Source organism: Bartonella ancashensis (assembly GCF_001281405.1).
GTDB lineage: Bacteria > Pseudomonadota > Alphaproteobacteria > Rhizobiales > Rhizobiaceae > Bartonella > Bartonella ancashensis.
Genome location: NZ_CP010401.1, coordinates 1,308,365 through 1,334,597, shown reverse-complemented (window position 1 = coordinate 1,334,597; position 26,233 = coordinate 1,308,365). Strand labels below are relative to the sequence as shown.

At 36.4% G+C, this 26,233-nt stretch carries 17 protein-coding genes, 1 tRNA gene and 3 pseudogenes; 10 read left to right on the top strand and 11 right to left on the bottom strand.

Annotation, left to right across the window (positions count from 1 at the left end):
- Positions 1 to 80: 80 nt before the first annotated feature.
- Positions 81 to 413: a DUF5330 domain-containing protein gene (locus tag PU02_RS05870; RefSeq protein ID WP_236824003.1), complete on the bottom strand. Its 333-nt coding sequence runs from the start codon at positions 411 to 413 to the stop codon at positions 81 to 83.
- A gap of 865 nt (positions 414 to 1,278) precedes the next feature.
- Between PU02_RS05870 and PU02_RS05865 the strand changes: the two genes are divergently transcribed.
- From PU02_RS05865 to PU02_RS05830, 8 genes and pseudogenes are all read left to right on the top strand, one after another.
- A complete protein-coding gene (locus PU02_RS05865) occupies positions 1,279 to 2,124 on the top strand; it encodes a peptidoglycan-binding domain-containing protein (protein ID WP_053944488.1) in 846 nt (281 codons plus the stop codon).
- A 291-nt stretch (positions 2,125 to 2,415) separates the two neighbouring features.
- Complete coding sequence (locus PU02_RS05860; protein WP_053944487.1) at positions 2,416 to 2,958, top strand: tetratricopeptide repeat protein; 543 nt, start codon at positions 2,416 to 2,418, stop codon at positions 2,956 to 2,958.
- A 183-nt stretch (positions 2,959 to 3,141) separates the two neighbouring features.
- Positions 3,142 to 3,639 (top strand): cytochrome c maturation protein CcmE, encoded by a 498-nt coding sequence (ccmE, locus tag PU02_RS05855; protein ID WP_082311418.1) that lies wholly within the window; start codon positions 3,142 to 3,144, stop codon positions 3,637 to 3,639.
- Positions 3,629 to 5,617, top strand: a pseudogene (locus tag PU02_RS05850) (heme lyase CcmF/NrfE family subunit). Before ccmE ends, PU02_RS05850 begins: the two are co-directional and overlap by 11 nt.
- Positions 5,614 to 6,045, top strand: a complete 432-nt coding sequence (locus PU02_RS05845) for a cytochrome c-type biogenesis protein (protein ID WP_053944486.1) — start codon at positions 5,614 to 5,616, stop codon at positions 6,043 to 6,045. Before PU02_RS05850 ends, PU02_RS05845 begins: the two are co-directional and overlap by 4 nt.
- 215 nt (positions 6,046 to 6,260) lie before the next feature.
- The gene (locus PU02_RS05840) at positions 6,261 to 7,769 is read left to right on the top strand and encodes a Do family serine endopeptidase (protein ID WP_053944485.1); all 1,509 of its coding nucleotides are present in this window, start codon (positions 6,261 to 6,263) and stop codon (positions 7,767 to 7,769) included.
- A gap of 74 nt (positions 7,770 to 7,843) precedes the next feature.
- Positions 7,844 to 8,527 carry a response regulator transcription factor gene (locus tag PU02_RS05835; protein ID WP_053944484.1) on the top strand — a complete coding sequence of 228 codons (684 nt, stop codon included), beginning with the start codon at positions 7,844 to 7,846 and terminating at the stop codon, positions 8,525 to 8,527.
- Positions 8,524 to 9,909: a sensor histidine kinase gene (locus tag PU02_RS05830; RefSeq protein WP_053944483.1), complete on the top strand. Its 1,386-nt coding sequence runs from the start codon at positions 8,524 to 8,526 to the stop codon at positions 9,907 to 9,909. Before PU02_RS05835 ends, PU02_RS05830 begins: the two co-directional genes overlap by 4 nt.
- Here PU02_RS05830 and PU02_RS05825 read toward each other — a convergent pair.
- The 10 genes and pseudogenes from PU02_RS05825 to PU02_RS05780 form a co-directional block, all read right to left on the bottom strand.
- On the bottom strand, positions 9,887 to 12,214 hold the full coding sequence (locus PU02_RS05825; RefSeq protein WP_053944482.1) for a PAS domain-containing sensor histidine kinase: 2,328 nt from the start codon (positions 12,212 to 12,214) through the stop codon (positions 9,887 to 9,889). The genes PU02_RS05830 and PU02_RS05825 overlap by 23 nt on opposite strands.
- A gap of 236 nt (positions 12,215 to 12,450) precedes the next feature.
- Positions 12,451 to 15,075 (bottom strand): aminopeptidase N, encoded by a 2,625-nt coding sequence (gene pepN / locus PU02_RS05820; protein ID WP_053944481.1) that lies wholly within the window; start codon positions 15,073 to 15,075, stop codon positions 12,451 to 12,453.
- A gap of 70 nt (positions 15,076 to 15,145) precedes the next feature.
- A complete protein-coding gene (locus tag PU02_RS05815) occupies positions 15,146 to 15,973 on the bottom strand; it encodes a uracil-DNA glycosylase (RefSeq protein WP_053944480.1) in 828 nt (275 codons plus the stop codon).
- A 480-nt stretch (positions 15,974 to 16,453) separates the two neighbouring features.
- Positions 16,454 to 17,201 (bottom strand): annotated as a pseudogene (locus PU02_RS05810) (hydroxymethylpyrimidine/phosphomethylpyrimidine kinase).
- Positions 17,192 to 17,794: a thiamine phosphate synthase gene (locus tag PU02_RS05805; RefSeq protein ID WP_071628372.1), complete on the bottom strand. Its 603-nt coding sequence runs from the start codon at positions 17,792 to 17,794 to the stop codon at positions 17,192 to 17,194. The pseudogene PU02_RS05810 and the gene PU02_RS05805 overlap by 10 nt, the downstream one beginning before the upstream one ends.
- On the bottom strand, positions 17,791 to 18,564 hold the full coding sequence (locus tag PU02_RS05800) for a thiazole synthase (RefSeq protein WP_053944479.1): 774 nt from the start codon (positions 18,562 to 18,564) through the stop codon (positions 17,791 to 17,793). The genes PU02_RS05805 and PU02_RS05800 overlap by 4 nt, the downstream gene beginning before the upstream one ends.
- A 4-nt stretch (positions 18,565 to 18,568) precedes the next feature.
- Entirely contained in the window at positions 18,569 to 18,766 is a 198-nt protein-coding gene (thiS, locus tag PU02_RS05795) for a sulfur carrier protein ThiS (protein ID WP_053944478.1), read from the bottom strand.
- Between the two features lie 3 nt (positions 18,767 to 18,769).
- The gene (locus tag PU02_RS05790) at positions 18,770 to 19,720 is read right to left on the bottom strand and encodes an FAD-dependent oxidoreductase (protein WP_053944477.1); all 951 of its coding nucleotides are present in this window, start codon (positions 19,718 to 19,720) and stop codon (positions 18,770 to 18,772) included.
- Entirely contained in the window at positions 19,717 to 21,552 is a 1,836-nt protein-coding gene (gene thiC, locus PU02_RS05785) for a phosphomethylpyrimidine synthase ThiC (RefSeq protein ID WP_053944476.1), read from the bottom strand. Before thiC ends, PU02_RS05790 begins: the two co-directional genes overlap by 4 nt.
- 897 nt (positions 21,553 to 22,449) lie before the next feature.
- Positions 22,450 to 23,661 carry a porin gene (locus PU02_RS05780; protein WP_053944475.1) on the bottom strand — a complete coding sequence of 404 codons (1,212 nt, stop codon included), beginning with the start codon at positions 23,659 to 23,661 and terminating at the stop codon, positions 22,450 to 22,452.
- A 393-nt stretch (positions 23,662 to 24,054) separates the two neighbouring features.
- Between PU02_RS05780 and PU02_RS05775 the strand changes: the two genes are divergently transcribed.
- Together PU02_RS05775 and PU02_RS05770 are read left to right on the top strand one after the other, a co-directional pair.
- Positions 24,055 to 24,145, top strand: a tRNA-Ser gene (locus tag PU02_RS05775).
- Positions 24,146 to 25,140: 995 nt separating this feature from the next.
- Positions 25,141 to 25,920 (top strand): annotated as a pseudogene (locus tag PU02_RS05770) (N-acetylmuramoyl-L-alanine amidase).
- Positions 25,921 to 26,233 lie beyond the last annotated feature (313 nt).

The following is a 26,233-nucleotide window of genomic DNA, read 5'->3' as shown; positions in this document are numbered from 1 at the left end:
ATAAGGTTGGCAGACGAGCTGTCTGCATTCTCAAGAAGTAAGACAACAGCTATGCTGCGAGTTTTTTCATAGGGAATTTATCACATTTTCGTTATATTTTTAGGGAGAGATAAAGATTTCCCTAAATCAGTATTTTTTTCTTGGGTTAGATTTTTGTTATCACCAAACATATGATCAAAGTATTCATAGGTTACTTTTGCACCATTGCGAGCACGTTCTCCAATTGAGTTTAGAAAAGATTTTCCTACTTCACAGGTCTGCACATTACGTCTACAAAATCTCCCTAAATCTTGCACAGTTTCTTTAAAGGTCATGAGTACATCACCTGTTGTTATATCTTTTTCTTTTGAGGATAAACGATTATTATCTGATCTTTCTGCAAAAAGCGAAACAACTACAAAGATAAAAAACAAGAAAAAGATTATTTTGATAAAGAAACGTATCATGGCGGTTAGATATATTGCAATGACAAATAAATGAAAAGGGGCGGCTTATATTAATTTTTACTAAAAGACCTTTAACATCAGTATTTTACAAAGTTTTTTATTTATTTTTACTAAAAAATATCCCTGCATATGAGATAGATAACAATATTGATATCAGAAAATCATCATGTTCTTCTCGTTGAGAGAGATACATATTAGTATGCAGTGAAAGTTGAAATGAAGAGTGACAGTATCTTAAATAGTAATAGTACTCATCGCGAAGGTTTAAGATTTTATTTATCGTTGTTTCTGTTTGATAAAAAATGGAAATATAAAATGTTTTAGATAGATTTCATATGTACTTAGCCATGAAATGATATTTTTAAGTTAACTGGAGTGGTATAGAATTATGTACGAATAACAATGTTTTTTATGATTTTGGTTCTGCAGTTTTTTCTTGTTTGTGAATAGTAAGAGAGTGTTGTTACTATATACGTGATATATCTAAATTTAATTGTGGGTGTGGTTGCAGGATTGTATGCAGATCCTACCGATTTATACAAAGACCAGTTGTACGCGGTGATTAAAGACGGTGCATGGTTGCTCGCTTTATCTAATTTTATACACAAAGCGATACATTCTTAATATATATTAGAAGGTATTAAGAACATAAGATTAAGGGGGCTGTTGCATTTTAATCTGCTGTTAATTTAGATATCATTCGATGATTATACTCGTTTCATTTTTTGAGGAGTTGTATGCAGTACCATAAACTTCTTTTTTACTTGTTTGAAATAGAATGCGCGTTATCCGATTCTATGTAGAAGATAACAGTCAGTAAAAATAGAAAACAATGGTAAAAAAACGCGAGAGACGTGAGAAAAAAACTGTAAGGAACCGTAGTTTTATCGGAGCATTTTTTTTGCTTAGTGGGCGTTTGTCCCTTTGGCTGATAAGGTGGTTTTATCGTTGTATTCGTGCGAATGCTTTTCTCGTTACAGGCCTTTTTTTATTTGCCATAAGTTTTGGATTTGTCTTGGTTAATGCTTTGTTTTTACAAACTAAAACAGAAAAATCTTCTTTCACTCAGCTACAATTAATTTCAACCGGGGCTATAGTATATAATTCTGATCTGCATAGAAAAAGGGAATTTACTGATCAAGCTGAAGTTCCAACTCTCTTAGTTCCAGTTTCGAGCCATTTTCATCGAGATTTTGCTAAAAATTTTTTGGAGTCTTTACCTGAAAATTTATTAGAAGTTCAGGAAAAACTAGCAAAATTGGGATTATATGATGGTCCTTTAGATGGGTTGGATGGTCCAAAAACACGCCATGCTGTCGCTTTATGGAAACAAAAGGTTTCTGATGGGGTTGTATCAACACGAGATGATATTTTATCAAATTATCCAAAGGACGAGATTTCTGCATTAATCGAGTGTAGCGAAATGCAGATGGAAAATGATGCTGTAATGACAAGTGATGTAGTTCAGTTTGAGGATGGTACTTCAAGATTTTCTGTTGCACAAGTGCAGGAGGCGTTGCGTGTTTTTGGCAGCCATGAAGTTGTGATTACTGGTGTAGAAGATCAAAAAACTGTTGATGCTTTGGAAGAATTTCAAAGAATGTTTCATCTACCAATAACAGGTAAAATTGATGATAAGGTTTTGATGAAGATGCGTGAAGTGGGTTTATTGAGCTAATGATTATTAGCTCGTATGTTTTGGATAGCTTTTAGATCAGCATTGAGATTCATCGATAAATTAATATCAGGAATGTTGGAGATAGTGTGAATTTCTTTTTAGCATTTTAGTTAAATCTACAAAGGAGATGAGAGAGTTTGGGTTATCAGTATTGATTAGCGTAATTTATGCTGCATAATGTTACTGTGAAGGTGAGCACATGAACAAGAAAGATGAGGAAAAACGTTTCAGATTATGCTGCTTTTTGCGAAAAATCTGCAAATCTCGTAAGGATGTTTGTGTCCTTAAATCATGTATTGTTTTTATTTTTTTGTAACTTGTGGTTTTTATTATTTGATAGGTTCTCCGAAGGTTAAAAGCTATTTTTTTAATGAGTTAATGGATAAAGAGCCTGGGCTTTTAAATGAGCATGAGAAACTTGTCCGTCTGCAAACACTTTTTTTTCGTAACCCTAATGATGGTCAAATTGCAGATGAGTTGGCTGTAGCCTACCTTGAAGCTGGTATTTTTCAGAATGCAATTAATGTTTATTGGGAGGCACTGCGTTTAAATGGAGAGTCAAGCCCGAGATTAGTAGGCTATGGTTTGGCATTAGTTGGTTATGAAGGTGGTGTGATTACGCAAGAAGCACAGAGTATTTTCCAAAAAGCTGCGGATTTAGCGCCGAAAGATTTTTATCCTCGTTTGTTATTGGCAGACGCACTTCGTCAAGAGGGTAAATATGCACAAGCGGTGCAGTTCTTACAGAATTTTCTCGATGAAATGCCTCAGGATCTTTCAGGACGATCACGTATTGAAGAAATGATTACCCAATTACAAAAAAAATCTGATTAGCTTGTTGAAGCAACATTTGAACTATTAGAAAAACAGATTTTCTGGATTGATACTGAAAAGATTTCATAAGAAGTTGTACTATTTTGAATGATGTGCAAAGCTATTCAATAGTTGGAATATATGTGTAAGAAGTAATGTGTGCAGCAGCGACCTGTTAATGAGTTACTATTTTATAAGTGAGCCATGAGTGATCAATCGTTAAAGAATTTTTCTTCACTGCAATTTGTTTTAAAGAAACGAAAAAGAAATCGATTTCTGATGACATTGTTGTGTTTTATTGTGCTAGTAATCTCAGCATGCCTTATAATGTATGCAGTGCGTAATACAGCTAATTTTTTTTATACGCCATCTGAAATTACTAAAGAAAATATCTTAATCGGTCGCACTTTACGGTTAGGAGGTGTTGTTGAAAAGGGAACTGTCAAATATAGTGGAGAAACTGGTATTACTTTTTTTGTAACAGATAGTTCAGGACGCATTGAAGTAATTTTTAATAGTTTATTGCCTGATTTATTTCGTGAAGGGCAGGGAGTAATTATAGAAGGTCATTTTGATGAACGAGGGGTTTTTGTAGGAAAGCGTGTTTTAGTGAAACATGATGAGACTTATCGACCTAAGAGAAAAAAGTTGATAGCTTCAAGAAAAGTTATGGTATCAAGAGGTAAGCATCGTGCTCGTTGAGTTTGGCCATATTCTCTTAATCGCAGCGTTCGCTACAAGTTTACTGTTGCTATTTTTATCTACTTTGGGTGTCGTTTGGAAGAAGTATTCGCTGATGCATGCAGCCGTACCTCTTACATACGTCGTCTTTATGGCATTGATTATATCATTTTTGATTTTTGTTCGTTCTTATGTAGTATCTGATTTTTCTGTTTTAAATGTTGTGAAAAACTCTCATTCAGAAAAACCACTCTTTTACAAAATCGTTGGTGTGTGGGGAAATCATGAAGGATCAATGTTTTTATGGGTCTTAGTTTTAACGTTTTTTAGTGCACTCGTTGCCTTCTTCGGGCAAGAATTACCAACTCAGTTTAAAGCTTTAGTTTTAATTTGTCAGAGTTTTATGGTGAGTGCTTTCCTCTTATTCATCCTTTTTATGTCTAATCCATTTTTACGTGTTGATCCACCAGCACTGCAAGGGGATGGTCTTAATCCTGTTTTACAGGATATTGCTTTGGCAATTCATCCTCCCCTTTTATATTTAGGATATGTAGGTTTTTCTGTGTGTTTTTCTTTTTCAATTGCTGCATTAATTACGAAAAGTTTTGGTAAAGATTGGGCATGCTGGGTGCGGCCGTGGGTCCTTTTTGCATGGTTTTTTTTGACACTTGGTATTACAGTTGGATCATACTGGGCGTATTATGAGTTAGGTTGGGGGGGATATTGGGTTTGGGATCCTGTTGAAAATATTTCGTTGATGCCTTGGCTTTCTGGAACAGCCCTTCTACATTCTGTGATTGTTTTTGAAAAGCGGAATATATTAAAGGGATGGACCTTATTTTTAGCTATTGTTACTTTCTCCCTTTCTCTTATGGGAACTTTTCTTGTTCGTTCAGGCATCGTAGCATCCGTTCATAGTTTTGCTGTTGATTCAGCTCGTGGACAGGCACTTCTTTTTATTTTATTTTTTTTACAGGTGGTGCTTTTTTACTTTTTGCTATCCGAGCGCCTATTTCAAGAGCGAGTGGATTTTTTGAGCCCATATCGCGTGAGGGTTTTTATTATTCTCAATAATTTATTTCTTACAACGGCAACAGTGACAGTATTAATCGGGACACTTTATCCTTATTTTGTTGAATCATTAACTGGAAAAAAGATTTTTGTTGGTGCTGCTTTTTTTAACCTTACTTTTGGGTCTTTGATGATTCCGCTATTGTTATTCGTTCCTTTTGGACCAATGATGGCGTGGAAACGTGGTGATTTACTTGCGGTATTTGAGAGGCTGTTATTTACAATTATGCTGTCGTGTATTGTATGTTTTGTGGCATTTTATGCAACATCATTCCGTGATATTGGAGCAGCTTTAGGTATTGGGCTCTCGGGTTTTGTTTTTTTGGGTGGTTTGACTGATCTTTGGGTAAAAAGTGGTCATAGAGGTATCTCTTTTGGGGTGCGGATTAAGAGGTTCTTCAGATTGCCATGGTCTGTTTTTGGTGCTACGTCAGCACATATGGGGTTGGGTGTTACATTGTTTGGCATTATTTGTGCGTCTGTTTTTGGGGAAGAGCGTATTTTAGTTATGCACGTAGGAGATACGGTTACATTAGCTGGTAAAACTATATGTTTTGATAACATTTATAATGTTGACGGTTCAAATTATTCTGCGACAAAATTTTATTTTAAAATATATGAAAATGAAAATTTAATTGGTGACATAACAGCATCAAAGCGGTTTTATGCAGGTCACGATACATTAACAACAGAAGTTGGGATTAGAAGTTATGGTTTCTCCCAAATGTATATTGTTCCAGGTCGCATAGATGATCGGGGTCTCTCGGTGCATGTGTGGTGGAAACCTTATGTAATTTGTATTTGGTTTGGTGCATTGATGATGGCTATGGGAGGTATTTTTGCTTTTTTAGGTTACTATTTTCGTGTGCATGTACGTCAAAGAAAAGCTCTCAATTCTAACTACATAGAAGAAGAGAGATTGGAATGAAAAAGTTCTTTTTTTTATTTTTTATGAGCTGTGCCATCATCTTTTCTGTGCATCCAGGAGAAACGGTAGAGCCAGATGAAATCTTAGAAGATTCAATGCTTGAAGCGAGGGCACGTGATCTTTCATCGTATTTACGGTGCCCTGTTTGCCAAAGTCAATCAATTGATGATTCAGATTCTCCATTAGCACGTGATTTACGTCTTTTAGTACGTGAACGTTTAAAGGAAGGGGATAGTGATCAGCAAATTATTGATTTTCTTGTTGAGCGATATGGTGAGTTAATTTTATTAAAACCACCATTTAATAGTATTACATGGTTTTTATGGTTGTCACCTTTAATGATGATTATCATTGGTATCAGTTATATATCTTTCCGAGTAAAAAATTGTAGATATGAAAGAGAAACCAATAAAAGTGTTCGTTCATAAAATAGTTAGCGATTGTGTTACAACTGTTGGAAATGTTACATTGTAAACGGTAATGCGATAAAATTATATAGGTAATTTTTCTCTTTTGAGATACGCGGTTTTGCATAATCTTACAAAACTTTAACAATTTAGACAGAAAACGGTAAGGTATGCTGCTTTACAACGATTTTTGATAGAAACATAAATGCCAATGAAAATAAATAGGAGCGTACAGAATGGTTAAGCTAACTTTCCGTGAAACACTGAGTGTTGTGGGTTTCTCAGCAGTTTTAGCGAGCACGGTTTTTTTTGGTAAGTTGAATTTATGGGAGACAGCTGCATATGCGAAGCCTGTATCTGTTACATCAGCACAACAGCAGGGATTTGCAGATGTTGTTTCTCAAGTAAAGCCTGCTGTCGTTGCTGTACAGGTAAAGAGTGATAAAAGAGAGCGAAGAGAAGATCGATTTTTTGAAGGATTTTTTGGTGGTCAAGGTTTTGATCAATTACCGGATGGGCATCCTTTGAGGAGATTTTTTCAGGAATTTTATGGCCACACTCGGCCAGATGATGGACGTTCGGATCGTCCGCGCAAGCCGCGTTCTATTGCGTTTGGATCAGGGTTTTTTATTTCAGAAGATGGGTACATTGTAACCAATAATCACGTTATTTCTGGTGGAACAAGCTATTCTGTCGTTCTTGATGATGGTACAGAACTAGATGCAAAGCTCATTGGGGTGGATACTCGAACTGATCTTGCAGTTTTAAAAGTGGATAGTAAACAAGCGTTTGCATATGTTGATTTTGCGGATGATACAAAAATTCGAGTTGGTGATTGGGTTGTTGCTGTGGGGAATCCGTTTGGTCTTGGAGGAACCGTGACGGCTGGTATTGTTTCAGCACGTGGGCGTGATATTGGCACTGGTGTTTATGATGATTTTATTCAAATTGATGCGGCTGTTAATAGGGGTAATTCTGGTGGACCAACCTTTAATCTTAATGGGCAGGTTGTTGGTATTAATACAGCAATTTTTTCTCCCTCTGGTGGGAATGTTGGGATTGCGTTTGCTATTCCATCAACGACAGCAAAGCAAGTAGTCGAACAACTTATTAAAAAAGGATCAGTTCAACGTGGTTGGCTTGGTGTTCAAATTCAACCAGTTACACAAGGTATTTCTGATTCAATTGGTTTGAAAGAAGCAAAAGGTGCTTTGGTTACTGATCCGCTAGAGGGGCCTGCAAGAAAGGCAGGTGTTAAAGCAGGTGATGTAATCATTTCAGTGGATGGTGAACAAGTTGCTGATGCACGTGATCTCGCAAGGCGTATTGCAAATATTGCACCAGGGAAAAAAGCAATTTTAGGTATTTGGAGATCTGGTAAAGAGGAGAAAATTAAAGTTCAAATTGCTTCGATGCCAGAAAATAATGCTGATGGAAAAGGTTTAAAGTCCCCAGATAGTAAAGGTGACGCTAAAACCCTTGAGGATTATGGTTTGGTTGTTACTCCTTCTGACGGTGATTCAGGATTAGTTGTAACTGATGTCGATTCAGACTCGGAAGCTTCAGATAAGGGGATTCGCCCTGGCGATATTATTGTTACAGTTAACAATAAACCTGCCAATAAAGCATCTGATATTACTGATGCCATTAAAGATGCACAAAAACTTGGAAGGACTGCCATATTATTGCAAGTGCGCACAAATGATCAAAGTCGCTTTGTAGCTCTTCCAATTATAAAAAAGTGATGTTGTGTTTATTATAGGGACAGAATTTTTTCTGTCCCATAATCATTGATAAAAATGATGGAGGTCCATTCTGTATGAAGATACTTGTCATTGAAGATGATCGTGAGACGGGACGCTATCTTGAAAAAGCATTTTTAGAAGCAGGGCATGCAGTTGATATCGCTTGCGATGGGGATACAGGGTATGCTCTAGCTGAAACAGGACATTACGATGTTATGGTTATTGATCGAATGTTACCAAATCGGGATGGTCTTTCTATCGTTACTGAGTTGCGCGCAAAGGGGAATGAGACGCCGGTTCTTATTCTTTCTGCTTTAGGACAGGTTGATGATCGTGTAATAGGGTTGCGTGCAGGTGGTGATGACTATCTAACAAAGCCCTACGCTTTTTCTGAGTTACTGGCGCGTATTGAGGTATTGCAACGACGAAAAAATCCTAAAGAAGCAGAAACAGTCTATTCTGTTGATAATCTTGAACTTGATCGATTAGCACATACTGTAAAGCGTGGTGATATGAATATCGTATTACAACCACGTGAATTTCGCCTACTTGAATATTTAATGCGTTATGCTGGCCAAGTCGTGACACGTACAATGCTCTTGGAAAATGTGTGGGATTATCATTTCGATCCACAAACAAATGTCATTGATGTTCATATATCTCGTTTAAGAGCAAAAATTGAAAAAGGTTTTGATGTTCCACTTTTACATACGGTTCGTGGAGCCGGATATATGCTGAAAGCTCCAAATAAAAAATGAGTTATTTAATTAATATAATGCGTACAACTGCATTAAGACTTTCTGCGCTTTATATTTTGTTATGTGGTTTGGTTGCAGCAGGGCTTTCTATTTATATGATGGCGTTTTCTGTTTCACTATTAACAGATCAAACGGAGAAGGCTTTACGTGAAGAATTGAAGAATATTGAAAATGTATATAATTATGGGGGGCTTTCATTATTAATACGTACCATTGATTATCGCTCACGGCGACCAGGAGCGTTTCTGTATCTTGTTACAGACCCAGTGGGGCGCATTTTGGCAGGGAATGTGGCGCGTATAGAACACGGTTTTCTTAAGCATCGTGGTTTGCGTCCTCATTCTTTTTCATATTCACGTTTTGGAGATCAGGGGCAAACAAGTGAGCACCGTGCTCTAGCAATTATTATTGATCTTCCTAATGCTATGAAATTGCTTATTGGACGAGATTTAGGTGAACCGGAGCGTTTTGTAGTTGTTATCCGTAAGGCCATGATAATCTCTCTTATTGCGATGGTTGTAGGAGCTTTACTGATATGGTTTTTTGTTGGTAGACGAGCTTTGCAGAAAATTGATCGTGTGACTGCTGCATCGCAACGTTTGATGGATGGAAATTTCAATGAGCGTTTACCTATATCTGCTGCGGGTGATGAGTTTGATAGATTATCTGCCAATCTTAATGTTATGTTAGACCGCATTGAAGAACTAAATATTGGCTTGCGTCAAGTATCTGATAATATTGCTCATGATCTTAAAACGCCGTTAACGCGTCTTAGAAATCATGCTGAGGAAGCTCTTTTAGGGAAAAAAACAGAATTTGAATATAGACAGGCTTTGGAAGGAGTTATCTCTGAATCAGACCAGCTTATTCGTACTTTTAATGCACTTTTGATGATTTCACGTCTTGAAGCAACAAGCTCAACAGAGCATTTTGAGATCGTTAATATGCGGAAAATTCTTGAAGATGCTGTAGAACTTTATGAACCTTTTGCTGAAGAAAAAGGAATTATGCTTCATTTAGGGCATGTTTTTGATAAAGAGCTTAAACTGAATCGTGAGCTTGTTGCACAATCTGTTTTTAATCTCATTGATAATGCGATAAAATACGCTTCCGAAGGAGAACAAAAGACAGAAATTTCTTTATCTATGGAAATTTGTGATGGACGTTTATTGGTTACAGTAAGTGATAATGGGCCAGGGATTGCAGCAGATAAGCTTGAAAAAGTGACAGAGAGATTTGTACGGCTTGAAGAAAGTCGCACGCGGCATGGTTTTGGTATTGGTTTGAGTTTAGCAAAAGCTGTTATGAAATTGCACGGAGGAGAACTGTTTTTAAAGAATGCAAATCCTGGTTTAAGAGCTATTTTGGCATTTTCTGAATAGGTACTGTAATGGTCACGACAGTACCTTTTCCCTCTTCAGAAGTTATTTCAAGTTTTCCATGGTGTAATTCTATTAAGGAACGGGAGATAGCTAACCCTAGACCCGAGCCAGTGTGAGTTTTTGTGAATTGGTTTTCAACTTGCTCAAAAGGTTTTCCAAGCTTTTTTATTGCTGATTTAGGAATGCCAACTCCTGTGTCTTTTATGTTAACAACGAGTATATTTTCATTTTGAAACGCACAGATGTTGATAATTCCTCCAGATGGTGTGAATTTAACAGCATTGGAGATAAGATTAAGAAAAACTTGTCTCATGGCACGGCAATCAACTTCTGCATGAAGTTTTGGTATAATATTGGTTGTAATAGAAATCTTTTTCTCTTGTGCTTGCGGTGTTAGTGTACGAATTGCTTCACTGATGACTGACTCGATATCAATATTTTGACAATCGATGGTAAATCTACCTGCTTCAATTTTCGACATGTCAAGGATATCATTAATGAGTGTTAAAAGGTGAGTTCCTGAATTGTGAATATCACGCATATATTCTTGGTAGCGTTGTGAACCAAGAGGGCCAAAAGTAGATTGTAACATGATATCTGAAAAACCAAGAATAGCATTGAGAGGTGTCCGCAGTTCATGAGATATATTTGCCAAAAACTCTGATTTAGCTTTGTTAGCATTTTCAGCCCTCTCTTTTTCAGCTTGCAGACTTTTATTAAGTTTTTCGACCTCCGTTGCACGTTGTTGGGCATTTCCCCGTGCGCGCTTGAGTTCTTGAATGAAAGAAAAAAGCCGTCTTTCACTGTCTTCAAATTTTTCTTGTTGTTGTTTAAGCTCTGAAATATCTGTTCCGATACATACAAGTCCTCCATCTTGGGTGCGCCGTTCGTTGATTTTAAGCCAGCAACCATCTGCTGTTTGTCTAATACTGGTTAAATTACCAGTTCCATCATCTTCTTTAAGAAAGTATTCACTAATAGCGGGTCGTGCCATAGCTGTGACAGTTGCGCGTTGAATTCCTGATTGTAGCATTTTTTTGGGTATAGCTGCATATTCGCAAAATTTGCTATTCGACATAACAAGACGTCCTTCAGAGTCCCATAAAACAAAAGACTCTGAAATATTTTCAATGGCATCACGGATACGGAGATCGGCTTGTGCTGTTTGTTCGGCAAATTGACGTTGTTCACTAATATCAAAGGAAATTCCAACTAAGTGAGGTTCTTCTCCATCAGTGACTTCAGCACGAATACGCATCCACACATAATAGCCATCAGCGTGACGCATGGGAACATTAATATCAATGTGTTTTTTTTCACCATTCATTAATTCTTGAGCGAGGTCAAAGAAATTAGTATCTGTTGGGTTGATGATGGCAGTAATCTGAGAAATTGATAAAAGGGCATTTTGAGGCACATAACCTAGCATCTCATACATTGCGCGCGACCAATAAACTCGTCCGCTTGCCATATTCCAGTCCCATAATCCACAACGTCCGCGTATCATTGCTGTGTCAATACGGTTTTGAATTTTTTCGGAAACTAAATCCATATTACGTGTGCGTGTAATTTGATTGTAGTAGGTATAAAGGAGAGCTAGCATAATGCTAGCAGTTCCCACGAAAAGTGTTATGTTTAGTGAAAGTACTTTTTGCCACTCTGCGTAAATGTGGTGTGTTTTTTTACCAACAAATACATTATACTCACCATTTGTTGTTTTGCGAAATGAAGCTAAAGAAGGCTTTTCTTCTATTGTGATATGCAGAGTGTTACGGTCAGTATCGGAATTTGGTAAAGTTGTATTTTGAAGAATGAAATCTCGTAAAGGTTTTTCTAACGCAATTTCTGAATTTGATGAGGCTAGAATTTTTCCACTTTTGTCAGCAATAGCAATAATAGTGTCGCTGTTAATTGATTCATTCTTTATCAAATTTGCTAAGATATTTTGCAAATAGGTATGAGAAGGGGTAAAAATTTTCCTCTGTTGAGAAGCAGATAATAAATCACGATCAACTATATTAACGATATGGGAGTTCACAAGATCTATCGTAGCAGCAGCATCTTTATCAATCTTTTGGCGCCAGTCATATATTGATGTAAAACGGATTATCGCAAGTATGACAAGGAATACGATGATGATGAGTGAAGTAAAACGTCGTAACCAGGGCTCAATGAATAAGAGTCTTTGATAAGTTAAATCAGAAAGTTGGTCGATACGCGCTGTTTGTATTTTGTGACTTTGCGCCTTCGCACTTGAATTGGAATGTATTTCTGTGGGCGCGTCGTGCACGTCCAGTTTTTCCATCTTTGGTTCCCTTATTAGAATGATGCGGTTTAAAGCCGTTTCAATGTTCGTACAATTCAGTATAAGTAGTGAATCAAAACAAGAGTCCTCTGTCTAGTCTTTTTTTAAATTTCCTGGAAAAAATTTACTCTTTTCCAGTAGGCGTTGATAATAGGAAGCCATAAAAATTTTAAGAGGACTAATCGATAGATTTGACTAAGTTTTTATATATTGAATTATTATCGGACGAATATTTGTTAATTCAGCATACGACTAATAATATCTGCAACATCACTTGATAATTTTGGCTCCATTGCGATTGTTTGTAACGCAATTTCGAGTTTTTGTTTCCGGACAGGTTCCCATTGTCGCCAAGAGCGCATGGTTGTTAATAAGCGTGAAGCAAGTTGTGGATTATTTTTGTCAATATCTAGAATTATGCGGCATAAGAAGTGGTATGCTGCACCGTCTTTTCTATTAAACCCTACTTGGTTTTCAGCAGCAAAAACTCCAATTAAGGAACGTACCCTGTTAGGATTTTCTTGTGAAAAGAGTGGATGCTTCATAAGTTTTTGAACATGGTCAAGTGTTGAGGGATCAGCAACTGTTGCTTGGATGGAAAACCATTTATCTATTACTAAAGGGTCATTTTGATGCCGAGTTTCAAAGTCATTTAAGGCATCTTGTGTTTTCTTACTGTTGCTAAAATATTGTGTTAAAACATGAAGGCTAGCGATGCGATCGGTCATATTATTAGCTGTTTTATACTGTTTTTCAGCACGATCTGGTAAATTTTCAGCGACAGATAGATAATTTAGTGCAATATTGCGTAATGCTCTCTTTCCAGTTTGTTCAGCGTTTGGTGAGTAGGGTTCTGTTGTCTGTGTCTGTGCATAAATTTTTGCAAGAATCTCATAATGAGTATGAGCAATAGAGTTTAAAAATTGACTGCGCACAGAGTGAATACGATCTGGATCTATGTTATCGATAAGGGCATGAGCTAATTCAACTTCACTAGGTAAATTTAAACAAAACGCGCGAAATTCGGGTTCAAGAGTTTCATCTGTGACAATGGTTTCTATCAATTGAAGCAAATTGGAAGGTACAGCTATTTTTTCAAATGTCTCACTTGTAATTTCTTTAATGAGGGCATGGGTTATAAGATAATTGAGTGATTGCCAGCGATTCACTTGATCATTATCGTTTTTAGCAAGAAAAATAAGATCACTCTCATTGAATGGAGTATGTAAGTGAACAGGAGCAGAAAAATTTTGAAGTAATGATAGAATAGGTTTTTGACGCAGTCCTTTGAATATAAATGTTTGGCTTTCTTGGGACAGCATCATTACATTTGACTGGACATTTGCACCTGCTTCATAGGTGAGAGGTTTTCCGTTATATCCTAATAAATTAAAAGCAATAGGAATGAGCATAGGACGTTTTTTATTTTGTTGAGGTGTTTTTGGAATTGATTGTTTGGCATGAATTACCAAAATACCATCGTTATAATGGCTATCGATTTCTATTTTTGGTGTTCCAGCTTGTTCATACCATAGCATGAATTGTGAAAAATTTTGATGAGATACTTCAGCAAAACAGGAGATAAAATCTTCGATAGTACAGGCTTGTTTATCATGGCGTTGAAAGTAAAGGTCCATCCCTTTTCGGAAGAGAACTGGTCCTAAAATGGTATGTACCATACGGACTATTTCTGCTCCTTTTTCGTAAATAGTTGTTGTATAAAAATTATTTATTTGACTATATTGGCGAGGGCGCACGGGATGAGCTAATGGGCCAGCATCCTCAGGAAATTGAGAAAGTTTTAACGTTTTTATATTCTTAATTCGTTGTAAGCTGCGTACGTTTTGATCAGCAGAAAACTCTTGGTCGCGATAAACAGTTAATCCTTCTTTTAAACAAAGCTGAAACCAATCACGACAGGTGATACGATTTCCTGTCCAATTGTGAAAATATTCATGAGCGATAATGCGTTCAATATTTCTGTAATCAGAGTCTGTTGCTGTTTTTGGATCTGCAAGGATGTATTTATCATTAAAAATATTAAGGCCTTTATTTTCCATTGCTCCCATATTAAAGTCTGGGACAGCTACGATGTTAAAAATATCAAGATCGTATTCGCGTCCGAAATGCACCTCGTCCCAGTGCATAGAGCGTTTGAGTGCATCCATTGCGTAAGCAGCTCGTTTGGTTTTTCCTTTTTCTACATAGATACCGAGCTTGACATACCGTCCAGATTGAGTAACGAAATTATCCTCTAATTTATCAAGATTTCCACCAACCAGTGCAAAAAGATAAGAGGGTTTTGGATAGGGATCTTCCCAGATAGCAAAATGCCGATCTGTACCGAGCATTCCTGTTTCAACAAGATTTCCATTAGAAAGTAAGATGGGAACTTCTCGAAAATCTGCTTCCATTTTTACTGTATAAGTAGATAATATATCCGGACGATCGTAAAAATATGTAATCCGACGGAATCCTTCAGCTTCACATTGTGTGCAGTAAATTCCATTTGAAAGATAAAGGCCCATAAGCTGATGGTTATGGGTTGGGTTGAGTTCTGTGATCAATTGCAAGGTGAACGGAGTTATAGGTGGGGTTGAAATCTTTAAAGATGAGGGGGTGCTTTCGTAAGAAGTTTTAGCTAACTTTTTGTTATTGAGAGTAATAGAAATTAATTCGAGTTCATCTCCAGAAAGAATAAGAGGTATTGGTTTCGCTATCTCGTCACGTGGTTCGATAAATAATGTTGCTGTAACGTAAGTCTTGGTTTGTTCCAAACAAAAATGAAGCTGTATTTTGGGTATCGTATAGGGTGTTGGTTGGTAATCTTCTAAGCGATGAATGGTTGTTGGTTGTTTCATAGATTGGTTCCTAGTGATATTTTGAGCAAGGAAATAGTCGAAATGGTTTCAAAAAAGTGAAATAAGGAAATTACGTAAGATTGCTTAAAAAACTTTTTACTTCCAAAAAGTCTGTCCATGTAAGTTTTTTTTGGCTTGGGGTTCGTAGGAGGTAGGCAGGGTGAAAAGTTGGCATAACAGGTATTTTAATGTTGTCAGCAGTTTCATAGGTTAACCATTTTCCTCTCATACGGATAATGCCACTTTGGGTTCCTGTAAAAAATTGTACAGCGGTTCCTCCTAGTGCCACGAGGACGCGAGGGTTAGCAAGCTGAATTTGACGTTCAATGAAAGGGCGACACAGAGCTATTTCTCTTGGTGTGGGTGTGCGATTCCCAGGTGGTCGCCATGGAATAGTATTGGCTATGTAAACATTTTCTCTGGTTAAGCCGATAGAAGCAAGTATTTTATTGAGTAGCATACCTGCTCTTCCCACAAAGGGGATGCCTTGTATATCTTCTTCTCGTCCTGGAGCTTCACCTATGAGCATTAGAGGGCTTCCTGCTGTTCCATCTGAAAAACAAGTGTTTTTTGCTGTCAATTTTAGTGAGCAGCCATCAAAAGAAAGGAGAGCAGATTTCAATTCATCAAGTGTTTTGATATTTTTTACCATCTCTTCTATTGAGTCCTTGAATCGCATTTTGTCAGATTCGTAGGATGAAGTGCTCTTTTGTTCAAGAGAAGATAACGTTTGTTTATTATGGGAGATGTCGCTTATTTGTTTAACTTCATTTTCTGCAGAATGTGATTTATGGAAGTGGTTAACAGGTGTATCTGTCAGAGCAGTATCGGCACCACTTTCTTTGTAGAAATTCAAAAGTTCTTCATATGATATTGGGCAGTGGGTTATTTGTGACATTTCGATTTTTGAATAACAATTGATTCATCGATGAATAAACTAAGCAAGATTATTCTTCAAGTTTTATAATGAATTTGTTGGATTACGAATGTTCCCATATACTCACGCATTTAGATTTGGATATTTTAAAAAATAGGGTGTAGCTTTGTTTGCTGCGTAGTTGAATACAGACTCATCTCTTAAATATCTAGCACAAACATTCAGATTTTTATGAAAAAAGTTATGGTAGGACGGTCAAGATGAGTTTAGCCTGAATGTTATAAAGAGGGAGAATTTTTTCATAATTATAAAATTAAAATTTTAAAATACTAATCATAATAGATTTAATTCTTAGAGCTCACAGTATTAATGTTATGCAAAGTATGTTTTAAATGGGTGTATTGGGTTCATCCCATGATTAGGTGAGTTTAAGGGGAAAAGAAGTATAAAAGAATGTGAAAAAGTTTTATCAAAAAATTATACTAGAAATTTCATAATATTTTAGAAATTCTTTAGAAGAATATCATGTGTATATGTTTTCGCATTTTTTTACAGCTTCAGTGATTGTGTTGTTCAGTGCTAAGTGCACGGCAATGGCGCTTGAAAGCAGGCAACCTGTTCCACGCATTTTTGTTTCTAGGCGTGGAGTTGAAATATTGATGATTTCATTTTTACCAACCAAACTGTCAGTTGCAAGGGGGCCATCTGCGTGTCCACCCTTTATCAATATATAGCGTGGACCTAATGCAAGAAGTTTTCTTGCTTGTTGTATCGCTTCTTGATGATGAGAGGCATGTGGACTTTGACTCAAAATTGATAATTCTTCTAAATTGGGTGTTAAAATTTCAGTGTGAGGAAATAATTCATTAATCATTGTATCTACAATTTTCTCCACCACTAATTTTCCTCCAGATGAAGCAGAAAGTACAGGGTCTAGCACAACAGGAATGCGGTTGTAATGTTTTAATGTGTGGCAAATTTCCTTTATGATATCTTGAGTTCCTGTCATGCCGATTTTGATCGCATTTATTTGTTTAGCTTTCAGAGCTATTTGCATTTGTGCCGCAACAAACACTCCATCCATTGGAACAATGGCAGCAACATGGTTATCATCTTGTACATTAACAGAAGTAATTGCTAAATTTGATTTTATTCGAAAGTGTGCAGCTGTTTCTATATCACGAATAATGCCAGCACCTCCTGTTGGATCAGTTCCTGCAACTATGAGAATAGAGGATTTTAACGCCATTGTTCAGTTGCCTTCATCCATTGTTGAACGCGTTCTTCGGGTTTTTCGTGGAAGACAATGTCTGTTACAACAGCAGCACTATTTGCACCTGCTTTTAGAACGTCTATTGCTCTTTTAGGGGTTAAACCACCGATGCCAACTAGGGGTAAGGTACCAATTTTTTTTTCCATTGTTGAATTTTTTCTAATCCTTGTGGTGCCCATTTCATTTTTTAAAATTGTTGAGTACACAGGGCCGAGAGCAATATATTCAGGGAAGAAAGGCAGAGAATTGTTTAATTCATGCTCATCGTGGGTACTAAGTCCTAATTTTATGCCATTTCGTCGAATTGCGATAAGATCAATTTTTTTTAAGTCTTCTTGTCCAAGATGAATAAAATCGCACTGCTCCTCAATTGCTATTGTCCAATAATCATTGAGGATGAATTGTGCTCCAAATTGATTACAGATGTTTTTTGCTCGTTTTGTATGGTGCCGTATCGTTTCTATATTTTGATTTTTCATGCGGAGTTGTACGAGCTTCACCCCGAGAGGAACAAGACGTTCAACCCATTCGGCACTGTCAACAATAAGATAAAATGGATCTAATTTCACGAAAAAACAGCTTTTCCAATGATTGGTGTAGAAGGAACAGCCACGTCACGTGCTTCTAGAAGTCCTGCTTTATAACCCATACGACCTGCTTTAATAGCTTGAGAAAATGCTTCAGCCATTAGTACAGGATCCCCTGCTTTAGCGACAGCAGTGTTAAGGAGAACCGCATCATAGCCGAGCTCCATCACAGTAGCTGCATGCGATGGACGCCCAATTCCTGCATCAATTACAAGGGTGATGTCGGGGAGATAAGTGCGGATAGAACGTAATCCATCTGTGTTATGAGGGCCTTTAGCCGATCCAATAGGAGCACACCATGGCATGATAACACGGCAACCAATTTCAAAGAGTTTTTCAGCAACGATAAGGTCATCTGTTGTGTAAGCAAAAATTTGGAATCCTTCATTATTCAGGATACGTGCAGCCTCTACAAGAGAAAAAACATTTGGTTGTAGTGTATCTGGATTTCCAATGATTTCCAGTTTGATCCAAGATGTTTTAAAGAAATCTCGTGCTAATTTTGCTGTTGTAACTGCCTCTTTTACAGTATAGCAGCCAGCGGTATTAGGGAGTATTGTAATATTAAGTTCTTTTAGGAATTGCCAAAATTGCTGACCATGATTTCTACCTGCAGCTTCTCGGCGCAATGAAACCGTTACAATTTCTGTATTGGATTTGTAAACAGCTTGACGAAGAATTTCTGGTGAAGGATATTGGGCTGTGCCAAGTAACAGACGGGAAGAAAATTCACAATCATAAAGAGCAAGCATTCGTTTAACCTCCTTGCATTGGAGCTAGGATTTCAATTTTATCCCCTTCATGTAGAGCAAATTTACTGCGTTCACTGAGAGAAATAACTTCAGAATTTACAGCGGTTGCTAGCCAATTTCCTTGATATCCTAATTCTTCGAGGAGAGAATCTAAATAAGTTATTTCTGTCTGCAATATTTCACCATTAACGAATATTTTCATGTTTCATTCCAATGCTAATTGTACGGTTTTTTTTGCAATTTCTGGAGATAAAAGGAAACCATGTCTGTAAAAACCATTGATAGAAATATGGTTATTATATTTATTTATGCGAGGTAAATTATCAGGATAGCACGGACGTATGCCAACGCCGGTTTCAATAATTTCTGCTTCAGCAAAAGCGGGGTGCAAGCTATAAGCAGCATTGAGTAATTCCATCATTGATCTTACTGATATTGCACCACTAAAATCACTTTCAATCATGGTTGCTCCGATCATAAAAATATTATCTTGTCGAGGTACAATATAGAGAGGGATGCGTGGATGTAAGAGACGAATAGGACGGGAAATTTTAATATCTGAGCTGCTTACTAGGAGCATTTCTCCACGTACGCCACGTATATTTTTATCTACTTTTGAATATGCTATTCCTGTTGTATCAATGATGGCGTCAAAATCTTTTTCAGAAACTTCTATATCAGAGAAGAGTGCTCCATTCTTCGTGAGGATATTTTTTAATGAGATAAGTGCTTTACGAGGATCAATATGTGCTTCATTTTTATAAAAAAGCGCATGATGAAAGCGTCCTGCTAAATCTGGTTCGAGATAAGCTATTGCTGTCTCATTGATAGTCTCATGATTATGCGTGCGTTTCGAAAATTGTTCAAGTTCTGCTACGTCTCGTGCATGTGCAACAACTAAAGTTCCCATTTTTGTTACGATTTCAGGGAGAACATCGCTCCACCATTCTATTGCTTGTACGCCAAGATCTTCAACAATTTGTTCAGCATTTTCTTTTTCACAATAAGGTGCAAGCATGCCTCCTGCATACCAACTTGCAGATCCTACAGGGGAGTGAAGAGGAGCTGATAATGTAATGGAAGCTCCCTTTTGTTGCAATATAAAGGCAACTGTTAAACCACCTACACCTGCACCTTTTACGAGAATTTTTTTCAATTATCTATTGCTTCTTTTTTATTAGGCACGACTTTCATGTAGAGATCACCATTTTTTTGGTATTTTTGAGCCATGATGATCATCCCTTCTTCCTTTTTCTTTTCTATTTCTGCTGCTTCACGGATATCATGAGAAATACGCATTGAGCAAAATTTAGGTCCGCACATAGAACAAAAATGCGCTAATTTGTGAGCTTCTTTAGGGAGTGTTTCATCATGGAATGCGCATGCTGTATCCGGATCAAGAGAAAGGTTGAATTGATCATGCCATCGAAAATCAAAGCGTGCACGTGAAAGAGCATCATCACGCAATTGTGCTCGGGGAAGGCCTTTGGCAAGATCAGCGGCATGAGCTGCGATTTTATAAGTGATAACACCAGTTTTTACATCATTTTTGTCCGGTAATCCTAAATGTTCTTTAGGTGTGACATAACAAAGCATAGCTGTTCCAAACCAACCGATCATAGCAGCACCAATAGCTGAAGTGATATGGTCGTATCCAGGAGCAATATCAGTTGTAAGAGGACCTAAAGTATAAAATGGTGCTTCGTGACAAAGTTTAAATTGTTGATCCATATTTTCTTTAATTTTATGCATTGGGACATGACCAGGACCTTCAATCATAGTTTGTACATTTTTACTCCACGCAATTTTTGTTAGTTCTCCTAAAGTTCTAAGTTCTGCAAATTGAGCCTCATCATTGGCATCAGCAATAGAGCCAGGACGCAATCCATCACCCAATGAGAGAGAAACATCATAGGTTCGTGCGATGTCACAAATTTCATCAAAATATTCATATAGGAAACTTTCTTTGTGGTGATATAAGCACCACTTAGCCATGATGGCGCCACCTCGTGAGACGATACCTGTTACGCGATCAACAGTTAAGGGAATGAAAGGAAGCCTCAATCCTGCGTGAATGGTAAAATAATCGACACCTTGTTCGGCTTGTTCGATGAGAGTGTCTCGAAAAATGTCCCAGGTTAAATTTTCGGCAATGCCGTGTACTTTTTCAAGCGCTTGGTAAATTGGAACAGTTCCGATCGGTACAGGGGAGTTTCTAATGATCCATTCACGAATATTATGAATATTACGTCCTGTTGAAAGGTCCATAACAGTATCTGCTCCCCAGCGAATAGCCCAAACCATTTTTTCAACTTCTTCTGCCATAGATGAAGTAACAGCTGAATTTCCAATGTTAGCGTTAATTTTAACATGGAAATTGCGTCCAATAATCATTGGTTCACATTCTGGATGATTGATATTTTGAGGAATGATAGCACGTCCGCAAGCAATTTCATTACGAACAAATTCAGCTGTATAGATTTCTGGGATTGATAGGGGGTATGTTGCATCTGATATTGTTTTTTGTTTATTTACATCTATTAGACCTTCATTTTCACGTATTGCAACATATTCCATTTCTTCTGTGATAATTCCTGCACGTGCATAAGCCATTTGTGTAATGTCTTTATTTTTCTTCGCGCGTAAAATGGGTCTTTTTTGCTCAAAAGCTGGGGTAAGATTTTTATCATGAATAAAACCATTATCTTCAGGTTTTACTAATCGAGCAGGATAAATTTCAGTATCAGAACGTCTGGATAACCAAGGGCTCTTTATTGAAGGCAAACCTTTTGTTATGTCAATATGTACATTTTGATCAGTATAAGGTCCTGAAGTGTCATAGACATTCAAAGATTCTTCGGCATCACTATTTGTTAAGGAAATTTCACGTAATGGAACATGGACATCAGAGAAGAGATGACTCTTTTTATAAATTTTGCGTGAAGCAGGAAAAGGCTTGCAACTAACTGATGGAGTTTGTTTTTGCACAAACTTTCTCCTTGTAAATTTTTCAATCAATTCAATGGTGTGTTGTAAGGATGGCATAAATCTTTAAAAAGCGATTAAATCACAAATATCATTCTCTCAAGAAGACGCATACAACGCCACTTCAAGAAAAATGCATACCTTATAGGACGAAGAAATCTCTTTTTAAAAAATCAATGAGAAAACCCCTAGTCATGCTCTCTACACATATCCCACCTCCGATTAGAGCATTTCATCTATGTGGCTATGATCGGCTTAAATGCTGATATTGTCAATCGCAAAGATGTATTCTTAACGACTTTGGATAATTTTTAAGATGGAGAGAATAATCATCGTCAATTATTTATCTTATTATTCAGGCCGTTTTTCTACAAAGAAATATAGGAAAAGATGTTTTGTATTTTATTGTATGTTGCAATATAGGGATATGAAAAAGAAAAATTGTAATTAATCAACATTTAACATTAGAAATATTTTTATGAGGAATACTTACTACAATATCTAGTAAGAAAAACATATGCATCACGAGAAGTATTGTTGTGACTATTGTTGTTGAAAAATTATAAATTTTTTGCGTATAAATGTATAAATTATGTATCTAAAGTATTAAGAAAATTTTTCAATTTTTATTAATAGTTATTGGCAGTAATATTCTATTGAATTCAGTTGTTGGGAGCAATAGTTTGGAATAGGGTAAGCTTTTTTCCCGTGTGCGCTTAAAATTTGCGATAGTACTTTGTAAATATATTTGAGGTTTTTTCCCATCATATGGTGAGTTGTTTCTAGTGAACTACAATCTAGAATTGCATACCATGGGGCACAATCTTTATCACTAAGATTAAAAAAACGCAAAAACCAACTGTTTAGACAGTCAGTTTTTACGTTTTTGTTTCACACTAATTAGAAAGAACGCTGAATACGAAGCATACCCTGTATAGCATGTTTACCATTTAAAGAACTTGTATAAACTGGCACTGAATTTTCATTTCTTCCGAAAGTGCGATCATCATTCCAGGACATGTAGCTCACTTCAGGTGTAATTGTTAGGCCTGGCACCAATGTGTACACAACATTGGCAGATGTTGCAAAAGTTTTTACAGCACTATAAGAAACTTGGGCATTGAGCTTCGCTTTTGGAGTCACTTTGTAAGTTGCTCCGGCCCAAATCGCCCAGTTTCCACCCCAATTTGCATAAATTGTGGTATTTTCTCTAGACAATCTATTTTCAGCATCAGCAGTGTAGTAATCTGTATTATCCTTATAACCACTCATGGCCCAAAGGCTTGTACGGTCATCAACATTGAAATCTACACGTACTTTACCTGCCCACTTTTTATAGTATGCATCATACGCGGCAATAGTTGATACACCACCCCATCCCTGAGCAAATTTCATCCCCAAAAGAACATTAGGAGTATAATCTTTTACTTCTTTGCTTGGAAGAGAAGTGTTAGCAACCTCAACAACCCTATCGCTACTATTGATATAGTAATATTGTTTATTAGAGTTCGTTGTAGGTCCTGAAGCATTACCTAATTCAGCTCCAATAATAGCAGAAAAGCCCGAGCTACCACTAAAGATATAAGAAACAAAATTGGTACGTGAATTTCCTGCAGGTGAAATTATATCATCATTCAGAACAGAACCGTAGCCATCTACCCATGTTTCAAAAATTGTACTTTCAACACCGACACTAAAGCCAGCAAGCTCAATATAAGCAGCATGAAGTCTTCCACCATTTTTTTCTTTTCCATTACTCCATTCAGAGCTAACTCTTGCATGAGAACGCAATGTTCCTAACTCAGTTTCAGAAGCAGTATCAAAGGCGAGTAGCAAACGTGAAGATGCACTATAAGTTTTCTTACTATCATCTAAATCAGCGTCAGTTGTTGCATCAATATCGTCACCCCCAGAAACAATGGTACGGACAGTACCTGATAAACGCATACATGTTTCTGTTCCAGGAATATAAAAATATCCTGTACCATATGCATCACAGACACGAACATATTTTACATATTTCGGTTCTTTGACAACTTCTGGAGTTGCATATGCTCCAGAAACTCCAGCCATAACTATTGTAGATCCTAAAAGGAAAGTTTTTACATTCATAACCGATCTCCAGTTGAAATTAATTACATGGGACCAGAAGTATAATATTACTTGCGGATACGTTAAGATAATATGGAACCCTAAAACCCAATTGACTTATGGATCATAACCATTTTTACAAAATGGCAAACCTAAAAAGATGTTTTTTGAAGTTACCCACATAACATTTTAGTTAATGTGATAGAAAAAGCACAGTATTCTTTTAGAGTACTTTATTTTTCCTTATAATGTTAAGTATTGTTATGTTCAGTTTATTGTCAAGTATTGGTATGGTGTTAAATTTGACGTTAATCGCTAGCTCAGCACTAAATTGATGAGATCAATGAAGAAAAATTTTAAATTATTCGGAAAGTATCTTGAATTTTTTCTAAAGACCATTTATGGGTCGATCCCGGAGAGGTGGCCGAGTGGTCGAAGGCGCTCCCCTGCTAAGGGAGTAGGGCTCAAAAGGCTCTCGAGAGTTCGAATCTCTTCCTCTCCGCCATATTTTGCAAAGGTCGATTTATATTTGCGTTAGAGAATCTTACCTTTTACAATGCTTTTTTCCTTACTGCTGTTGTTTAAAATTTCCCCTGGATACGTGTCACGATGTGGTGATGTGTTTGGTCTTTTTTGAGGAATTTTTTTATCGACTCTATTCTAAGACTTGAAAGGTGCAGACTGGCCGCGTTGCTGAGTGAAGAGAGGTAGTTTGTAGATATCCATATTATTTTTATTAGAATTGAAGGACTTAATTTGGGAATAAGACTGCAGTTACGTGGTATCAAGTAGGGAATGGACGAATTATGTCTGTTATGTTTTTAAATTTTTAAGTTTATTACAGTTAGAGAACATAGTCTCATTAATATTGTCTAAAAAAATATTGTCTAAAAATGGTTGCTAAAAATCACACGATATCGGGTATTTACTTGGATTATATGTAGGTAATTAGCTCAAAAAGATACTAATTTAAGATGGTCAGATGTGTTTTAATGGTTAGAATTCCTAGTTGATACGGACCCATTGAAAAATTAGTATATTAGAGGTTATCTGTTCTTTGGAATGTTCTCTTATAGTTTTAGTACGTTAAATAGTTTGTTTCGTATTAATTTTGAAAATGTAGTTGTTGTTTTCATTATTTATTGTAATGTGTTAATTTACGAAGGTCTAAATCATTATTTTACCATCATAATTGCAAGAAGAATTCATCCATTCACGCATAAATTACAATTGCTTTAATATAGTCCGTCTTTATTTTGTAATCATATGACCTAATTGGAAGATTAAGGTGATTTTTGTGTGGTGTTTTTTGTATAAAGCATCGTGAAGAATTATGGTTTACAGATTTAATATTTCACGAGTTTATCATTGGGAATAAAAAATGATCGTCGATCTAATAATTAATATTAAATTATGTTTTAAAATGACACAGCTTAATTTTTTTATATAAGAGTTATTAGTTATATAGATAAGCATTTAATAAATCTTTGGAGGGGGAATTTGTATAAAATTGATTATAATAGCTATTGTTCTGTCAAAAGCTTTAACAGCCGTATTCGCTTCTTGATAATGCATTTACACTGCAGTTGACATTTAAAATGTCAATAGCCATCTCTTACAGGAGATGGGGTTAGTGCTCATTATCTTGTTCCTGATCTTTCAGATAAGTCGTATATTGAATCTAGTTTTAAAGATTTGCGAATTTTTAATTTAGTTGATGAAGATAAACGTTCGTGGCATGCAGGTGTTAGTTCATGGGCTGGGCGCACAAATCTGAATGACACCACTATAGGGATTAAGACGGTTAATTTGGCTACCGATGATGATGGAGTATTTGTATTTCCACCTTATAATCCAAGTAAAATTGAGGCAATTAAAGAACTTTTGTTGAATATTTTGCAATGTTATCCGGATATTAGTCCAACAAACGTCATTGGGCATAGTGATATATCCGTTGGAAGAAAAAGTGATCCTGGCGCTTCTTTTCCGTGGAAAGAGCTTTATGAAGCAGGTGTAGGGGCATAGTATGATAACGTAACAAAGGATAAATATTACAAGGCATTTTCAAGAGGAAGGAATCTTCCAAGTAAAGGAGATCTGATTATTAAACTGAAACAATATGGTTATGATACTTCAGATTCACATAGTTATGAAGGTTTTGAAGCTTTGCCCCGAGCATTTCAGCTCCATTTTCGTCAAGAGAACTATGATGGCATATTAGATATCGAAACTGCAGCAATTCTTTATGCATTGGTGGATAAATATTTTCCATCAAAATAATTCATTTTAAAACTGAAATATGTAAGTTTTTGTAATGTAAAAAAGCTCATTTATCCTTTATAAGGTCTCTTGATATTTTTGATGTAGTGGAAAATATCTTTAAACGATTTTAGCAGTCTTTATAGGTTCTGTTTGAAAGAATTCAGTTACCCTATTTTGCAGTTATTTTTGATATAAACAATCGGTACATATGTACATATATTCCGCTACTCTTTATTTTACTGTTTTTTACATTCGTTATGTCTATGGAGTGAATTTTTTGCAACAAAGAATACATAAAGTAAAAACGTATATTAGTAATTATAGCATGCCT